Source organism: Spirosoma foliorum (assembly GCF_014117325.1).
In the GTDB taxonomy this organism is placed as follows: domain Bacteria; phylum Bacteroidota; class Bacteroidia; order Cytophagales; family Spirosomataceae; genus Spirosoma; species Spirosoma foliorum.
In genome coordinates this window covers 2,766,944-2,784,467 of sequence record NZ_CP059732.1, presented here as the reverse complement: position 1 = coordinate 2,784,467, position 17,524 = coordinate 2,766,944, and the positions used below count along the sequence as shown (strand labels likewise).

Genomic DNA, 17,524 nt, shown 5'->3' with positions numbered 1-17,524 from the left:
CAATAATTATATCCGCTTTTCGGTAGTATGCAACATGGTCTTTGCATCCGTAGCGCACCCGCAGCCTTTACCACAACCCGCCTGTTTCTTCGAAAAACTCCCGTACATCCGCCGACCTAAATAGGCCAACGCAGCGGCAAAAACGAGAAAAATGATGAGCTCCTGCATAAGTATGTATGATGTAGTATATATGATGTATGACAGGCTATCAATTATACATCCTATATCATACATCATACATATTTTTCCTCCCAACCGTTCCGTTCGGCGAGCCGAAACGCGTGCTGGTAGTGATGTTCACTATGCCAGGCGTAAAGGGCAATAACTTCACGAATCGCAAAGGTGCGCTGGCTACCGGGATGATAATATGTCCGTTGCAGATCGGCGTCTGTGAGTGACTCAAGAATCGTTACCCAGCGTAGATGCAGGCTTTTCAGCAGAACAAGCGATGGAGCAATTGGCAATTCAGAATCTGGTAATTTCGCCCATTCGCCTTCTTCGTAGGGGCTGATCGTCGGGTTCAATTCGGTCAACGCGAGTTTTGTCCGAACATAGGCATTCATATGGCTATCGGCCACATGATGAACCAGTTGCCGGACGGTCCAGCCGCCAGGCCGATAAGGGGTATCGAGCCGATCGTCGCCCCACTTCCCAACTGACTCGGTCAGTTTTACGGGTAGTTCGTCAATAACGGCAATGTGCTGTTTGGTGTCATCGTCGGTAAACGATTGGCCATAGACAAAATCGCCAATCGGGAAACGGAGGGCTTCAATATCCTGCATCGTCTTAGTAGCTTATGGTAGGTAATCTGCAACACTGACCACAAATATGGCATCATTTCGGACTAGCCAACTCATCCGATTTGCAAACTATAGCTAGTCCAGTTAGACCGAAATGAATTTTTCCAAAATTCTTAATTGATCACTATTTCCTTGGCCTGTGAGGACACAGGCCAAGGGATAGCGGTTGATACAAACAGCCAGGGACTGTTTGAGCCATTACGTCCAAAATTCCTGAATAACCTTAATCACTTCAGGGTGGACACCACAGCCAGCCAGTACATCGCCCCGGAACAGGAATTCGTCACCTCCTTCAAAATCGGTCACGATTCCACCGGCTTCCTGAATGAGTAATACGCCCGCGGCCATATCCCAGGAGTTCAGATTGTACTCGTAAAATGCCTCAAAGCGACCACAGGCCACATACGCCAGATCGATGGCCGCAGATCCCATCCGACGTAGCCCATGTGTTTGGGTCATGAGCGATTCCAGAATGCGCAGGTATTTCTGCATCTGATCGAAATGGTAGTATGGAAACCCGGTCGCAATTAAGCTCTCGCCTAGCTGCGTAGCGGGCGACACCGAAATCTTGTTCCCGTTGCAATAAGCCCCTCCGCCTTTCCAGGCCGAAAAACACTCATCGCGGTTAGGATCGTAGACAACTCCGGCAATAGGCGTTTTCCCCTGCGCCAGCCCAATGCTCACCGAAAACACAGGCAGGCTATGAATAAAGTTAGCCGTTCCATCGAGCGGGTCAATAATCCAGTTTAGGGCTTCTTTGTCAGCCTCCTGGCCCGTTGTCCCTTCTTCGGTAATAAAACCAGCTTCGGGGAGCAGTTGGCTCAATCGGGTGACGAGCTGCTTTTCAGTTTCCTTGTCGACGTAGGAAACCAGGTTGTTTAGTCCTTTATATTCAATGGATTCGCGCTGAAATCGGCTTCGTTCCTGTAAAAGAAACGCACCAGCATCTTTGGCAATGGCAGCTATTTCGCGGGTAAGCACGGCTAAGTTGTAAGGCATATTTCCTGTTTTGAGGAGATTTAGGAGCGTTCTTCTGTTGGAATATCGTCGTCTGATGGTATTAATTCAATCCCATCATAGATGGCGCTAACGCTCAATTCAGCATTAAGCCGAGGTAAAACGATCGTATCTTCCAGAGATTCATAAATTGTATTGATCCATTCGGCCGTTTCTTCAATCCGGCTGTATAGTTCGACCGTAACAGCATATTGATCGATCAGCATATAATACCAGAGTGATGGGATTTTGCGGTATTTCTGCCATTTAAAACCCCTGTCTTTTTTCGCCGTAGATTTAGACAATACTTCGACTAAAATGCGGGGCTGCCGAATAATTAAATTATCACCCCGTAAGTCAAAGGGATGGCAAGTCAATACAACATCTGGATAAGGCATGTAGATGCCAGACATGACATCCACTTTCATATTTTCGGAGAATACGCGACAACCCCTACTCTTTGTGCTTGCCTTTAACAAGTCTTTTACATTATCAATGAGCAGGTTATGATTCACCGTCCCGCCAGCCATGGCGTAAATTTCGCCATTATAAAACTCATGACGTACCTCGCTTTTCTCTTCAAAAGCGAGGTATTCGTCAATCGTATAACGGTGTGATTGTTTAGTCTGATCGGCAAGCATAGCTAAATCAGGATTAAACGTTTACTTCATTATTTCACCCAACGCGTTGTCGTACAACAACTTCGCATCAGCCAGAGTCAGAATCGGTGTTTCGTCGATGGCAAAGGTATCGGTTGTTACTGTACCTAATAGCAGGAAGGGGATTACGCTATCATTAAGATATCCCTCTACATGTTGCTGATGATCGGGCGAAATCGAGATTATAACCCGACTTTGGCTCTCGCCAAACAGGAACGCATCCATACGGTGCCGGGTATCCGGATGAATCTGGAAGCCGGTATTTCCCGCCATTGCCGATTCGGCCAGCGTTACGAACAGACCACCATCCGATACGTCGTGCGCCGACTGCAGCCAGCCGTGGCGATTCATGGTTTTAATACCTTCCTGGGTCCGCCACTCCGTATCAAAATCAAACGACGGCGCGGGTGATGCCTTGATGCCCCGGTACGAATACAGGTATTCCGACGACGAAATATCATCTTCCGACGGACCGACCAGATAAATCAGATCGCCTTCGTTTTTAAAGTTCAACGTCATTCGGTGATCCGGATTTTCCATCAAGCCCAGCATCCCGATAGTAGGCGTTGGGAATACAGGTCCATGATCGGAGCTTTGGTTGTAGAAACTCACATTACCACCCGTAACCGGGGTACTGAATCGGCGGCAAGCTTCGCCCATGCCTTGAACAGCCTCTACAAAATGCCAGTAAACTTCCGGCACATACGGATTACCGAAGTTCAGGTTGTTGGTAACTGCTAGCGGTTCACCGCCAGAGCAAACAATATTGCGGCAGGCCTCGGCTACAGCGATCATAGCCCCCTGACGTGGGTTCGCATTCACATAGCGGCTATTGCAGTCAACCGTGATTACAATCGACTTATTGGTAGCAGGCAGTCCAGGCCCTTTCACCCGTACAACGGCGGCATCTGAAGGCGCATTGGTACTACGGTTGGCGGTACCAACCATCGAATCATATTGTTCATACACCCATTTCCGCGAGCAGATATTCGGATGTGATAACAGATGTACAGCGACCTTTTTGATCTCATCCGTATCAATGTCGTCTACATCGTCAATTTTGAACTTGGCAAACTCCTTGATGTAAGCGGGTTCTTTGTATTCACGATGGTATTGGGGAGCACCTCCCCCTAACACAAGGTCGTAGGCTGGCACATCGGCTACCAGTTCACCATAGCGGTAGAAATGCAGGCGACCAAGATCGTTTTCACCTTTTGGGGTTACCTCACCGATCTGCGCGCAATTCAAATCCCACTTATCGAAAATCTCCTGAATGATGTGTTCTTTTCCTTTCTCGATCACCACCAGCATCCGCTCCTGCGATTCTGACAGTAGAATCTCAAACGGTGCCATATTCGGTTGGCGCGTTGGCACTTTATCGAGGTCGATAATCATACCGTGCTCACCCTTCGCACTCATTTCGGAGGTGGAACAGATGATGCCCGCAGCACCCATATCCTGAATACCAATCACATAACCCGTTTCGATAATTTCGAGCGAGGCTTCGAGAAGCAGTTTCTCCATAAATGGATCACCTACCTGCACCGCTGGTAACTTATCGGTCGAAGCGGCCGAGATATCTTCCGATGCAAACGTAGCACCGTGAATACCATCTTTACCGGTAGCCGAGCCAACAATAAATACAGGGTTACCAACGCCATACGACGTCGCTTTCGCTGATTTGCCTACTTCAACAATACCAGCCGAGAAGGCATTAACCAGCGGATTCGTATTATAGCACTCATCGAAAAACAGTTCTCCGCCCACCGTTGGGATACCGAAAGCGTTACCGTAATCGCCAATGCCTTTTACGACACCACGCAGCAGCCGCTTGGTTTTGGCCAACGACAGATCGCCGAAGCGAAGTGAGTTGAGTTGGGCAATGGGTCGCGCCCCCATCGTAAAAATGTCGCGATTGATACCGCCCACCCCCGTAGCTGCTCCTTGATACGGTTCCAGCGCTGACGGGTGGTTGTGCGACTCAATCTTGAATGAACAAGCCAGCCCATCGCCAATGTCGACCAGGCCAGCATTTTCTTCTCCAGCTTTGGCCAACATCCGATCGGAGTCACGCGGGAGCGTTTTTAACCAGACGATAGAGTTCTTATAGGAACAGTGTTCCGACCACATCACGGAGAAGATACTCAGTTCCGTAAAATTGGGCCGACGTCCTAAAATTTCGGCAATCCGATCAAATTCTTCTGGCAACAGGCCCAATTTTTGGGCAGTTTCAAGCGAGGGTAGCGATTCGATTGTATCCATAAATGGCGAAAGAGTGAAAGAGTGAAAGAGCGACTAAATAGGCGTTTTGGGACGCTCATTCACTCTTTCGCTCTTTCGCTCTTTAAAACGATGAGACAAAATTAGACTTTTTGCCTGAAAATGGGCTTCAGGGAGTTGACAAATATCAAAACGCTCGTATATTTGCACCCAGAAAGAGAGATGGCAGAGTGGTCGATTGCGGTGGTCTTGAAAACCACTGACTGTAACAGGTCCGGGGGTTCGAATCCCTCTCTCTCTGCAAAAGAACCTAAAAGCTGCTGAATATTAGTTATTTAGCAGCTTTTTTCGTTTTATACATCTGAATATGTATCCGCATTAATTTGCATACTATTTGCAAATTTCATACTACGTAAATAAGCTAAATAAAATATAGCGTTACCATATTTTATTTTAGTTTTTTTTGACCAGAGATTATTTCATTAATAATAGTCTTAATAAACAAAGCTTCTCAATGCAATTATTGGCAGGTTCATTAGATATAAAAGGAAAGCCTTTTGAGCAAAACATGTGGGATACTTTGGTTGAATACACTAAAGATCATGAAGGTATACTTAGTTATCAAAATCCTTCATTAGGAATAACAGATTTAGATGAAATCCCAAGCTTTATAATAAGATCTAATTCGTTTGGGATTATTTTATTCCAAGTTGTTGACGAAACGGTAACTGATTTATCTGAAGAAGATGACGAATTTTGGAAAACAACTAATGGATTTATATATTCTCCTGATATATTATTGAATAATTATTATCAACAAATCATTAGCCGTGTTTCAAGTGAACCAAAACTTTATAATCGCAAGGAAGGCACACTTAAATTTGATATTAGAAAATATATTGTATTAATATCTAATAAATCTCATGAGATTAATAATCTCCAGAAAGGAAGCAATAATTTATCAAGTGAATTAATCTTCCATGATAATTACACACAGTCTTTGAATGAGATTTTTACTATTGGCGGCTACTCTCTTGAGGAGGAAAAATTAGATATTATTGATTCTTTAATCGATGGCACTATTGTTTATAAAAAAACTAGAAAAGATAAAATATTACTTGAGCCATTAACAAAAAACGATTTCATTAAAATATCATTAGATCATACATGGAAGCTTGATTCAACTCAGCGAGCTGTTGCTATGCAAATACCGTCTGGCCCACAAAGAATTAGAGGATTAGCTGGTACAGGAAAAACTATTATTCTTTGCATGAAAGCAGCTAATGCACATAAAACCTTAGAAGATTTTAAAATACTTTTCGCATTTAATAATCTTAGTATGTATTCTCAAATACAGAAACATATTCAAGATTATTATGTTTGGGAGACTAAAAAAACTTACAATCCTGATAAATTACAAATAAGGCATGCATGGGGTGGTAAAAATATTAGAGGGATTTATTCTGATGTTTGTGAAGATATAGGTATTACTCCAAAAACATTTTTTGATGTAAAACATTTGCCTGACCCCAACAATGCTATTTTTGAGGATTTATTAAAATTCCATAAAGATAAAATAAAACCAAAATATGATTTGGTTTTAATAGATGAAGCTCAGGATTTTTCTCCAGCTTTTTTTGAAGTGATTTTTCTTTTGACAAAAAAGGAGAAAAGAATTGTATGGGCTTATGATGAATTTCAAACTCTTAAAGAACTAAGGATAAGAGAGCCTGAAGAATTATTTGGAATAGATAGTGATGGCAAACCAAACTTACCAAGTAGTACACTCGAGGGAGAATACAGTGGTGGCATTCAAAAAGATTTTATTTTACCAAATTCTTATAGAAATCCACGTGTCAACTTGTTAATAGCTCACGGAGTCGGTTTAGGTTTATATTCGCAAAAATCTAAAATCCCAATGCCTGACAAGAAAACATGGGAAGCTAGAGGATATAAAATTATTTCTCCAGATAAGCCAAAATTCGATAAAAATGATAATTTAATTATAGAACGTCCAGAAAATAATAGTAGGAATATTTTAGAGAAGTTGTTACGAACACATTATCATAATGAAAAGGAACTTATACAAATAAAATCATTTCATAATAAAAAGGATGAGCATGATTATGTAATAAAAGAAATTGAACATTTAATTAAAATTGAACAGGTTGAACCAGATGAAATTATAGTTATTACCTTAGACACTAAAGATTCAGATCAAGATCTGAAATATATAAGATCACACTTAAATACACTTGGAATTAAGTGTATAACTCCCGGATTTATTGAAGATAACAGCCAATTCAAGGAACTTGGTAGGGTTACATTGACAACTGCATTTAGGGCTAAAGGTAATGAGTCAAACATAGTATTTGTAATTAGTGCTAATAAAACAATTAACGACTTTACTTTCAGATATAGAAACGCTTTTTTTGTTTCTGTTACAAGATCTAGGGGCTGGTGTTATATCACATCGAATTTATATGATAGTAGAATTAATGAAGAACTCTCGGGCATATTAAATAATTACCCTCAATTCAAATTTACTTTTCCTGACGCTGTTGAGTATACAAATTCAATCAAGATAATGATGACTTCCGATAAGCAATTAGATACTTATCAAAAAGACATTGATAGCAAGTTAAATGATGATGCTTATCGGGCAATTCTTTTAGAGACAATAAAAAACAATCCAAATTTTGCTGAAGAGATAAAGAAAATTTTAGATGAATGATTTAGATTTTGTACTTGACAGGCTTTCTAAAATCAACAATATCTTTTCAGATTTTATTTTAGAAACAAATTATATAAGAAATAACAATACAATTAGTTGGCCCGACTACAAGCCCGGTTCACATAAATTTCTCTATGCAAGAGAATATGAATACTTATTAAAGTTAAGACAGTACTCTTTTCTTTTTTCTGATAAAAGCTTTATACAATGCTATTATAACTTTGGAGCTTTGGATGGCAAAAGTATGCTAAAAGAAGTTAAGCTTTGCTACTATCCTTACCCTGTCTTATTAAAACAATCGTTAAATGATTATGAAGATTTATTTGATAATACTGAAGATGATAATTTAAAACAGTATTATTATGATTTATACTTATGTATGTCCGATGAGTTTGGATTTAATATTCACTCCCAAATTGATAATGCAAAGATAAATTTTGAAAAGAAATATGGGTATAATTGGGAGCCAGATACTTTGAGGGGTTTACTTTTCGATAAAATATATAAAAATACAAATTATTCTCATTTTCGAATGGATTATGATTATGCTGTAACAACCCACCAAAAATGTGAGCTCCAATTTGGTGCTGTAAAATCTATCAGGTTTCCTATAGATAGAGTGTTAGATCCATTTCTATTTTTCGATTTAGTATTTAAATCATTCCTAAAAGATGACTATGATAATTTAATTAAATATGACTATAAAAAGCACTTTATTCTTGGGAAACGTTATTCAATTCTCATTGATAATTTCAAAGAAAATAATATTTTTAAAACATTAAAGTAATTTATTTAAATATCATAATTTCAACTATAACACTTAAAATATTGAAATCATTTATTTTAAGTATTATAGTTGAAAGAACTTACATCTATCTTAAGTACAATATTTATATATTTCTATCTCGATTTAATTGTTCTTCTAAAAAAACTTCTAATCCCTTTGAAGTAATAAAACTTGAAGAATCTAGGCTGTCATCAATAACATTAAAAAGCGATGTATCGTCAAAAATAGTCAATCCATTTTTACCTCCCCTATAGCCTATTAATCTTTTGGTTAAATATTCTCTAAAATTCATTGCCTCATGACCAATTAAGCTTCTTGCATGATTAAAATCATCTAAGTCAATAATTAATATTTCTCTGTTATCAATATCTGGCTCGAGTGGGGCACCTTTAAAAAATTTATCTATTGGATAGTTATTAAATAATAATTGTTCAAACCCTTGAACACCATTCCTCCTTAAATAACATCCAACTTGGGCATCATATATTTCGTTTTCGTATTTAAATGTCCCATAAATAACATGGTGCATTTTTGTTAAATGAAACTCCTTAAAAGCTGCTGTTTTTACATTGGCTTCATCTCCTAAATATCTATATGTTTCTAGATTATAAAGTAGAATAAATAAGTTAGGAGTATTTACTACCTGTTGCGGAATAAAATCAACTTGGAATGGTTCTTCATTCTCTTTTCCTTCAATAAATACCCAAATTTTCATGCTTAAAATTATGTTTTCTTCGGAGTTAAACAGGATATTAATAATAATAAATCTTTCTAAATAGTCAATGCAATTTAAATACTAACTATGATAGTACTTCAGCATTATAAGTATATTTTTTTTTTGACTAAGTAAATTAATATTGATATCCTAAGAAATAAAGTCCATTGATTATCAGCACTTTACAATGACACCAAAGAATAAAATTGTATCCTTTTTTGACACAGTCTTGCCTTTTAACGTCCTAATTAGGTCTTGACTTAACACTACCAAATCTCTGATTTTCAAATACTTACTTCTTAATCTTTCATATTTTTATAATTATCTAATATTGCTGATTTATCGGAGAAAGCTCTAAAAAAAGCTTTCTCCGATAAATTAATTTCTACTAATCATTTTCAACTTTAATCTTCGTGCTGCCTTAGCACAACGATAGCAGCAGAAGGCCGAATCCATCCGGATACTTTTGTACTTGCCATTGCAGTGTAGGCAAATCTTTTGGTAGTATACACGCGATCCACAGCGTTCGGCTCGTTGGGACTTCGTCCAACGAAGAGTCCTGCATAATCTGGACTAAACTAATGGGCACTAGACCCACGGCGATCTCCATAGCGCCAGATAGTATCACGGGCACATCCTGGGCTGGCAAAATCAAAAATTAATGCCCGTCGTGAGCGAAAAACTCTCAAACTTTACTTGCATTGGTTCGCCAATACTCTGCGATGGGTTAAGTATGTCATAATTAGGAAATTCGTAATTATTAAGGTACCGTTCATATTGTAACGTAATCGGAATGCTAATTTTTTCCAATTCAATAGTATAGCCAATACCTGCAATTCCACTCACCGCAGACTTGTTTGAAGACGGGGTATCCGGTCCTGTATTTGGGCAGGGGGCGGCAAAACAGACAATATCCCACTGTCTACGCATGATACTGTTAGTCAGATAATTGTAGCTCAATCCCGCTTGAGCAAAAAACAGTTTCCGATTAGGGGAGATATACTGCCGATACAGTAAGGGGGCTTTAAACGTGCTAATATTTAGCGTAACATGGTTAGACTGAGACTTGGCCTGGGTCCAGGATGGCTGGAGATGTAACGACGCATGATTTGGCAAAGAGTACTGAACATCAATCCCAGCTAAAAAGCCAGCCAGAGGCTTAATATCTTGATAAGTTGAAAGCGAACTCGTATAGGTAAAGCCAGCCAACACACCTAATTTGAACGGACTTGCCGTCGCCAATGAATTCTCCTGTGCTTTTAAGCTCGTGAACCCTAAACTGAAGGCAACTAACGTGATAAACAGAGTTTTCATAAATGGAGGGAGTAGAAAGGGTTGCTGTTATTAAAAGCGAGTGAGAGCTCCAATCTAACGGAGTTTATTTTTGGCAGAAAGGTTGTAAAAACTAGACCGCTCTGGTGAAGAGAGGATTTGAGCCAGCTATCTCTCTTATCTGGGTTATTTTAAACTTGCCTTTTTCGTTTTAGTGCTGATTTTCACAATGTAGCGTCGTCGGACCAAAACAAAGGCAGTGAAGCCCGAATTAACGTTAAATAATGTATCTACTAAGAACATGAGTCATCCCATAGGGCTCATGATTGGCTTAGTTACATTCGCCTATTGGCTGGACCGGGTTTACCACTCCCCTGTGGCTTCATCACATTGGGCGTTTTATGATCATCTACTTAATATCAGCTCCCGGCTCAGCATGGCACCCGCTTTGGTTCCGGCAGCAATAGCCGCGGCCACCGCCCGCATCATCGTACTGTTGTCGCCTGCCGCATATACACCCGGCACAGTGGTACGACTCAAGTCATCAACCTGAATAAGACCCTGTTCAGTGAAAGTACAGCCCAGCCGTTTAGGAATATCTGTCTGTTGCTCAAAAGGAGGCCGAGCATACAAGGCGTCCAGACTCTGCTCCGTGCCATCCGCAAACACGAGCGCGTTTACATACCCGCCTTCATGACGGATTTGTTGAATCTCTTTTTCTACAATCGGAATCGATCGATCAGTCAGTTGCTGATGCTGCTCTTCCGTAAGCGTCGATTTTCCATTCGTAAACAGGGTTAGGTTAGGCGACCAGTTACGGATAAATAGGCTCATTTCAACGCCAGCGTCTCCGTTCATCAAAATGCCCGTGCGCTGGTCCCGGTATTCGTAACCGTGGCAAAAAGGGCAGTGAATGACCGAAATTCCCCAACAATCCGAAAAGCCGGGTAACGATGGGAGCTGGTCACGTAAGCCCGTAGCAAACAGGATTTTCCGGGCTGTAAATCGTTGGTTTGCTCCCGTCACTACCTCAAATTGATTTGAAACGCCCGTCACCGAAACAACCAACCCTTCTTTCAACTGAACGGTTGGATAAGCCAGCACCTGCTGCCGCGCTTTTTCGGCAATGGCCGCTGGTGTCTCGCCGTCCTGCGTAATCAGATTATGTGAATGTGGCGTTTGCTTATTGCAGGGCTGGCCATCGTCGATGATCAGCACCGTACGAATGGACCTTCCCAACGCCATAGCGGCCGATAAACCCGCATAGCTTCCTCCAATAATAATGACATCAAATTCCGGTTCACTTTTCATACAAACTACGGCTTATTGTTTTTGTGATTTTTTGATAATTTCCTTTGATTATCAAAAACTTAACATTTATACCATTTGAACTTTTTGCTAAAAAATATGGACTCATTTTTGTCATTCCGACGCCAGGAGGAATCTCAAGTTTGACTAATAAGAGACTTTAAGATTCCTCCTGGCGTCGGAATGACAAAAAGTGCAATTCAAATTCAACAGAAATAAGAAAGTTTAAACGACCTTACTCCCAAACAGGAAACGGGTCTTTAAAAGCACCCCGACTCTCCATGTGTTTGAGTTCCAACTCAGTACAAAGGCACGCCTGCAATTCGGCCTTAATGATTGCCTGATCCAGGTCCTGTCCGATGATGACCAGTTCGTTTTGCCGATCACCAAATCGTTTGTGCCAGCGTGCTTCGATGGCTTTCTGATTTTCTAGAAAAGCCCCGTACTGGCTTCGTTGGGCAAACGGCATGGAGGCCCACCAAACACCTGCCGCTTCGGCTCGAAGGCTACCACCAGCCTGGCTAAAATTCAGCGCATCGTTTGGACGCGAGGCCAGCCAGAATAACCCTTTGCTCCGTAGGATACCCGCTGGAAAAGACTCACTCAAATAATTCCAAAAGCGGTTCGGATGAAATGGACGAGGGTCGCGAAACACAAAGGACGAAATACCATACTCTTCGGTTTCGGGCGTGTGGGCTTGTCCATTTTTGTGATTTTGCAGCTCCTGAATCCAACCCGCCGACTGCGAAACCTCGTCAAAATCGAAGCGGTATGTATTTAAAATCTGTGCAGAATCGACTTTTGAGAACTCCGATTCGATAAGTTGAGCCCCCGGATTCAGCTTCTGTAGAATTGCCTTGAGTTCACCCAACTCGTGGCGACTTATTAAATCCGTTTTGTTCAGAATGATCACGTTCGCAAACTCGATCTGATCGGTCAGGAGATTGACAATTGTGCGTGTATCGGCAGGATCGGCCTGATCGGCGTTCTGGTTTAGAGTCCGCTGATAGACATTTTCTATTGAACCAAAATCACGACCAAAATTGAGCGCATCCACGACCGTTACGAGCGTATCCAATCGCGCAAACCGAGACAAGTCGATTCCCTGCCCTTCTTCAGGCTGAAACGTGAAGGTTTGCGCAACGGGCAGGGGTTCCGAAATTCCGGACGATTCGATGAGCAAATAATCAAACCGATTTTCGAGAGCCAGCTTCTCGACTTCCAGCATCAGGTCTTCACGCAACGTGCAGCAGATACACCCATTCGACATCTCCACTAACTTTTCTTCCGTTCGCGACAACGTATTTTGGCCTTTAACCAGTTGAGCATCCACGTTTACTTCGCTCATGTCGTTGACAATCACAGCAACTTTCAATCCCTGCTTATTGTGCAGTACATGATTCAATAAGGTGGTTTTGCCCGCGCCCAGAAAGCCACTTAGCACCGTTACAGGTAATTTTTTCATCAGACGGATCGATTAAGTCTTAAGATTGCCCAATGGTCCTACCCAGAAGCACACAGCAATCTTTATTATGCACCAAAATGCAACAATGTTGCAAAAATGAAAATATTACCGACGCAATCCAAGCGAAGGCGGCTTTTTATTGCAACAACGTTGCAATAAAAAGCCGCCAGCAACCAGCCCTAACTGGGTTCATATTTTCTCCCTACAACAGCCTTAGTTCCAGGCAAACTCTTCAACAGTTGCTCTTGCCAGCACAGCCGTTAAAAAAGCCTAAAAGCCATACTCGTTTACAACCTATTCGATCAGGCCAACATCTCTAAATGAAACCAAACATGATCAACATGAAACGTTGTGTATTACTATTCGGTCTTTTCTTACCCTTACTCGGATTTACTCAGATGGCTCCTAATAAGCACCAGAATGATTTATTGGGAAAAGGGCATGTGAATGTGGGTTTCTCCCTTGGACAAGGCTACAAAGGAAGCTCCTCAACAACAACGTATTACGTACCCAGAATCCAGTATTTCCTTGCGGATGGCTGGTCGGTGGCTCTAGAGGGGCGTTACCTAACATCGAACTCGTTTTATCCCTTTACCTATTTGGGTGCTGGATTATCGACCCGGTACTACTTCTTGCGGGGAAATCGGTTCGCACTCTTTGCTCAGCTTGGCGCAACTTACGGTCAGAGCAAATATGACAAATACGATCCAATAGATCCCTTTGCCTCTATGAATGGAATTCGGAATAACAATTGGCAAACAAATGCGGGTTTAGGTGCCCATTACAGATTAGGAAAACGCTGGTCTTTGGAGGCAACCGCTGAACGAAGTTGGTTAGAGTCTTCTTACTTAACCCCAGCATATAACCGTTGGCAAGCGAGTATTGGCATTAATTATCGATTGAAATAAGGTTACGATAGTGGCTATTAACTAAACACTTCGGCCTTACCATTCAGCTAATAAAACGAGGCTTAACTCAAGACTGCCGCTGGTAATCTTGAGTTAAGCCTCGTTCGAAAATACAGGGAGTACAGCCGAAATAGAGATTAGTCTATTTTCTCAGTGTACGTCTAACCAATCGTAATTTTATGCTCAAAGGGCGTGATTCCGGTGAAGAAAACGTGCATACCCTCTGTTCGCAGACTGCCAAAATGAGAGCTATATAGCTCACCTTCAAGACCCGTAAGTTTGGCATGCTTAAAGATACCTGGCCCAAATTTTATTGCGTTATTCCCGAAACTGTACTCACCCTGGCCGCTTTCCAGGGTGTAGCTATCCGAAAGCGTATCCAGTTTTTTCAGGCCCGTCAGGTTGCCGCCTTCTTTGAAGCAGAACTCAATGACCACGTGTACGCCATCTGTGCCTTTGGACGAAAACGTCAATTCATTCGAGCCATTTTTCTCCTCGACACGAATAATGGTTTCCAGCGTATTGATGTTACTCTGTGGCCTATGTTCGAAATCCATCTTGTTCCAGAACCTACCGTCGGTACTTTGCGCGTGCTTATAATTCCCATCCGGCCGCTTAAATTTGGCAGGTAAAGGCTGATAATAAGGCGCTTCTATTTTTTGGTGTAGCACATAGGCGTTCCCCGATTTCGTGATGCCTTGACTATGAAAATAACCTGTGCTGAAGAAATCGGTGGAAAAGCGCATGTATTTCAGAATAGCCTCTCCTTTTCGGTACGCAAAAAAGTTGGGGCTATTAGACCGACCGGACGCAATGATGATCGGGAAGTCGGTGCCGCCGAAAATAGTCGTGGTGATATCACTCCGTCGGATTCGGACCAGATTGGTTTCGGGAAAGAACTTCTCAAAGTTCACCGATGGCGCTTTAGGCGTGGGTAGTGGCTTTTTATAGAGTGGATCTTCCAGGAAATAGACGAGTAAATCATTCAGCACTCGACTGTCGAATCCGTTTAGTGTTTCGATGTACTTGGTAATGGCCGCAAATTCAGGGTTGTTATCCTGAATAGCCAGATAGTAAAAGTCGTGGTAAAAGTACAGGATATTGATCGGCGCATACTGATCCTGTCGGCGCGAATCGACGGTAACTAACTCACCATTAGGCTCCGAATGATAATAAACCAGCCGAAGGTTTTTACGAACGGGTTCAAACAAGGATGGCATCTTGAGCAACCGACCAATCGTGATCAATGATCGGTCAATCACTGCTGAGTAGTTCATGCTCCGCTCTAAGTAGTTGCCGTCTTTGTCACAATAAACACCCTCCGATAGCCACTCATTGATCCGTTTCACATAAGCCGGATTCGGAAACAACGAATTGATCTTTGCCAGTGCTGCCGATACCACCCAACGGTGATTAGGTGTGTGAACGCCCCCGAGTCGAAGGGCCTCCCCTGCTTTAAAAATAAATTCTTTTAGTAATGCTTTAACCTCGTTCAGCGAAGCGGTATTGTTGGTCTTCAGGATTGTTCCCGCTGCACAAAGCGGCTCCAGAATAAAGGCGGTATCGGGCGGTGAAGCTAAATTGCCAAAATCGAGTGTACCGTCGGCATGCTGGGCTTTGACCAAAAAACTGATTATTTTGGTCATGTAAGGCACCAGTTCTTCTTTCTGATAATAGGCTGATGTAGGCTCGCAAAAAGCAGCGACTAAATTAGCCAGCTCATACCCTGATCGTCGGCGGACTTCAGTTATCTCCGGTGCTAATGATTTAAGTAATTTGGCGACATCCTGATTGTTAGCCAGAACAATCTTCTGATAAAACTCATCGTCTGTAGATCGGGTATACCACGCATTTACCACCGCTGGCGATAGACTGACCAACGCCCCAGCACGCAAGCATTGTTGTAAAAAAGACTTTCTCGAAATGGTTTCCATAATGAAAGAGTGAAAGAACGAAAGAGTGAATGAGCGAAAACCATTCGGCTAACTCACTCTTTCGCTCATTCACTCTTTCACTCATTAAAATTTAATAGCCAGGATTTTGAGTCAGGGCTGGGTTGACGGTGAACGCGTTTGTGGGGATTGGGAAAATTCGGCGCGTTACATCCGCATTAGTTTTGAATCCCCACTTACCTTCATACTTGCCAAACCGAATCATATCATTACGGTGCCAGGTTTCCCAGGCAAATTCACGGCAACGTTCGGCATATACGTCATCTAACGTCACGCTCGAAAGGGCAGCGCTCGTTGTACGATTGGACCGAAGTTGGTTAACCAACGAAACAGCCGTCTGTCCCTGCGTGGCGGCACCACCGCGAAGAATCGCTTCGGCTTTCATCAGAATAATATCTGAGTACCGGAAAAGCGGCACGTCGTTATTCTGGTTACGAGAGGTCGATGAGGCATCGGGATAGAACTTAACGTTACGATAACCCATATTCCAGGCTATTTCGTCGTTACCCAAATCGAATGTAGCAACGTCCTGACGAAGGATAATGTCAGGCGTAAGGTTTACCTGATACGTATAGGCAGTTCCTCCATCCGAACCCGTATAGAATTGGTCGTACCCTTTCTTGGTGGTGGTTACTGTAACAGGGGTTACGCCGTCATTCATATACTGCAATCCCTTGAGCCACTGTCCATTTCGAACATCGTTCTGATCATTGAAATTGACATAAAATTCGGGCAGCGTACTTCTGGGAGCACTAGGCGTAAAAGGCAAATTGAATTTCTTCGTCTCTGACCGCGGTACATCATAACGCGCATGGTACATCATGCCATTGGTACCGGACATGGCCCCAGCCGCCGGATCATAGGGAATGGCAAAAATGAACTCCTTCATCTGCGGCCCATTATTCGGATAAAACATCTGGAGATACGATGACCGGGGCTCAATGGCGTACAGGCCGGAGTTGATGACGCTATCACAAGCCACAACGGCATCGCTGTAGCGTTGCGTGCCGGTGTAATATTCAGCGTTTAAATACATCTTGGCCAGTAAGGCAAAGCCCGTGAATTTGTTGGCCCGGCCATACGTTGCCTGACCCGACACCCGGCTCAGATACGGCAGCGCGTTTTTCACTTCTTTCTCAATGAACGAAAAAACTTGTGCACGCTCAACTTTCGGGTGGGGCGAAAAATCACCGTAGGTCGTATCAATCGGCACATTGCCGTAGAGATCCATCATCATGAAGTAAGCCAGTGCTCGAACCATTTTCAGTTCGGCCAGGTTCGTCGACTTTGCCGTCGAAGCGGGTATCGTCTGTCCTAAAATAGACAGGGCCTGATTGGAAGTACCAATTACGCTCGACAACCAACTCCAGGTACTATTCGTTGTCCCGTGATCTTTCGTCCAGGAATGGTAATGCAACATGAGGTATCCCTGATTATCATACCAGTTACCCCCGCGGGCAGGCAGAATGGCTTCATCCGTACTGAGGGATTGCATAAACCAGTAATCTAAGGAGAAATTACCCCGCAATGCGGCATAAGGAGGGCCCGATGCCTGAATAAACTGCGAGGAATTTTGGGGAAAAATATCGGGAGTCAACTCGGTGTTGACAGGAACAGTCACATCGTGACAGGCGGTAATCAGGAACGTAATCAGCCATAAAAACGCGCCGGTAGTTAGTATATTTTTCATTGGTGTTTTCCGCTAAGG

General features: G+C 42.6%; 14 protein-coding genes and 1 tRNA gene. 4 read left to right on the top strand and 11 right to left on the bottom strand.

Translation table 11 applies throughout. The annotated features are described in order from the left end of the window. Nucleotides 1–6: 6 nt before the first annotated feature. The 5 genes from H3H32_RS11685 to purL all read right to left on the bottom strand — a co-directional run bounded on the left by H3H32_RS11685 (nt 7) and on the right by purL (nt 4,717). The gene (locus H3H32_RS11685; RefSeq protein WP_182462875.1) at nt 7–168 is read right to left on the bottom strand and encodes a FeoB-associated Cys-rich membrane protein; all 162 of its coding nucleotides are present in this window, start codon (nt 166–168) and stop codon (nt 7–9) included. A gap of 65 nt (nt 169–233) precedes the next feature. Next, complete coding sequence (locus H3H32_RS11680) at nt 234–782, bottom strand: YfiT family bacillithiol transferase (protein WP_182462874.1); 549 nt, start codon at nt 780–782, stop codon at nt 234–236. 216 nt (nt 783–998) lie between these two features. After that, complete coding sequence (locus H3H32_RS11675; RefSeq protein WP_182462873.1) at nt 999–1,799, bottom strand: inositol monophosphatase family protein; 801 nt, start codon at nt 1,797–1,799, stop codon at nt 999–1,001. A 20-nt stretch (nt 1,800–1,819) separates the two neighbouring features. Next, a complete protein-coding gene (locus H3H32_RS11670) occupies nt 1,820–2,437 on the bottom strand; it encodes a Uma2 family endonuclease (RefSeq protein ID WP_182462872.1) in 618 nt (205 codons plus the stop codon). Nucleotides 2,438–2,458: 21 nt separating this feature from the next. Further along, entirely contained in the window at nt 2,459–4,717 is a 2,259-nt protein-coding gene (purL, locus tag H3H32_RS11665; protein ID WP_182462871.1) for a phosphoribosylformylglycinamidine synthase subunit PurL, read from the bottom strand. A 174-nt stretch (nt 4,718–4,891) separates the two neighbouring features. On the opposite strand from purL, the gene H3H32_RS11660 reads away from it, so the two are divergent. From H3H32_RS11660 to H3H32_RS11650, 3 genes are all read left to right on the top strand, one after another. Continuing rightward, nucleotides 4,892–4,976: transfer RNA gene (locus tag H3H32_RS11660), tRNA-Ser, on the top strand. A 213-nt stretch (nt 4,977–5,189) separates the two neighbouring features. Beyond that, on the top strand, nt 5,190–7,409 hold the full coding sequence (locus tag H3H32_RS11655) for a DEAD/DEAH box helicase (protein WP_182462870.1): 2,220 nt from the start codon (nt 5,190–5,192) through the stop codon (nt 7,407–7,409). Beyond that, nucleotides 7,402–8,196, top strand: coding sequence for a DUF2290 domain-containing protein (locus H3H32_RS11650; RefSeq protein ID WP_182462869.1), 795 nt, complete (start codon nt 7,402–7,404; stop codon nt 8,194–8,196). Before H3H32_RS11655 ends, H3H32_RS11650 begins: the two co-directional genes overlap by 8 nt. A gap of 103 nt (nt 8,197–8,299) precedes the next feature. Here the strand turns inward: H3H32_RS11650 and H3H32_RS11645 are convergent, their stop codons facing one another. The 4 genes from H3H32_RS11645 to H3H32_RS11630 all read right to left on the bottom strand — a co-directional run bounded on the left by H3H32_RS11645 (nt 8,300) and on the right by H3H32_RS11630 (nt 12,956). Continuing rightward, nucleotides 8,300–8,911 (bottom strand): hypothetical protein, encoded by a 612-nt coding sequence (locus H3H32_RS11645; RefSeq protein ID WP_182462868.1) that lies wholly within the window; start codon nt 8,909–8,911, stop codon nt 8,300–8,302. Between the two features lie 651 nt (nt 8,912–9,562). Then, nucleotides 9,563–10,225, bottom strand: coding sequence for an outer membrane beta-barrel protein (locus tag H3H32_RS11640; RefSeq protein ID WP_182462867.1), 663 nt, complete (start codon nt 10,223–10,225; stop codon nt 9,563–9,565). A gap of 363 nt (nt 10,226–10,588) precedes the next feature. Further along, nucleotides 10,589–11,494: an NAD(P)/FAD-dependent oxidoreductase gene (locus H3H32_RS11635; RefSeq protein WP_182462866.1), complete on the bottom strand. Its 906-nt coding sequence runs from the start codon at nt 11,492–11,494 to the stop codon at nt 10,589–10,591. A gap of 232 nt (nt 11,495–11,726) precedes the next feature. Further along, nucleotides 11,727–12,956, bottom strand: a complete 1,230-nt coding sequence (locus tag H3H32_RS11630; RefSeq protein ID WP_182462865.1) for a GTP-binding protein — start codon at nt 12,954–12,956, stop codon at nt 11,727–11,729. Nucleotides 12,957–13,297: 341 nt separating this feature from the next. Here H3H32_RS11630 and H3H32_RS11625 point away from each other — a divergent pair, with 341 nt between their 5' ends. Beyond that, nucleotides 13,298–13,864, top strand: coding sequence for an outer membrane beta-barrel protein (locus H3H32_RS11625; RefSeq protein WP_182462864.1), 567 nt, complete (start codon nt 13,298–13,300; stop codon nt 13,862–13,864). A gap of 161 nt (nt 13,865–14,025) precedes the next feature. Here H3H32_RS11625 and H3H32_RS11620 read toward each other — a convergent pair whose 3' ends face one another. Continuing rightward, entirely contained in the window at nt 14,026–15,798 is a 1,773-nt protein-coding gene (locus tag H3H32_RS11620; RefSeq protein WP_182462863.1) for a hypothetical protein, read from the bottom strand. A gap of 91 nt (nt 15,799–15,889) precedes the next feature. Next, entirely contained in the window at nt 15,890–17,506 is a 1,617-nt protein-coding gene (locus H3H32_RS11615) for a RagB/SusD family nutrient uptake outer membrane protein (RefSeq protein WP_182462862.1), read from the bottom strand. Nucleotides 17,507–17,524 lie beyond the last annotated feature (18 nt).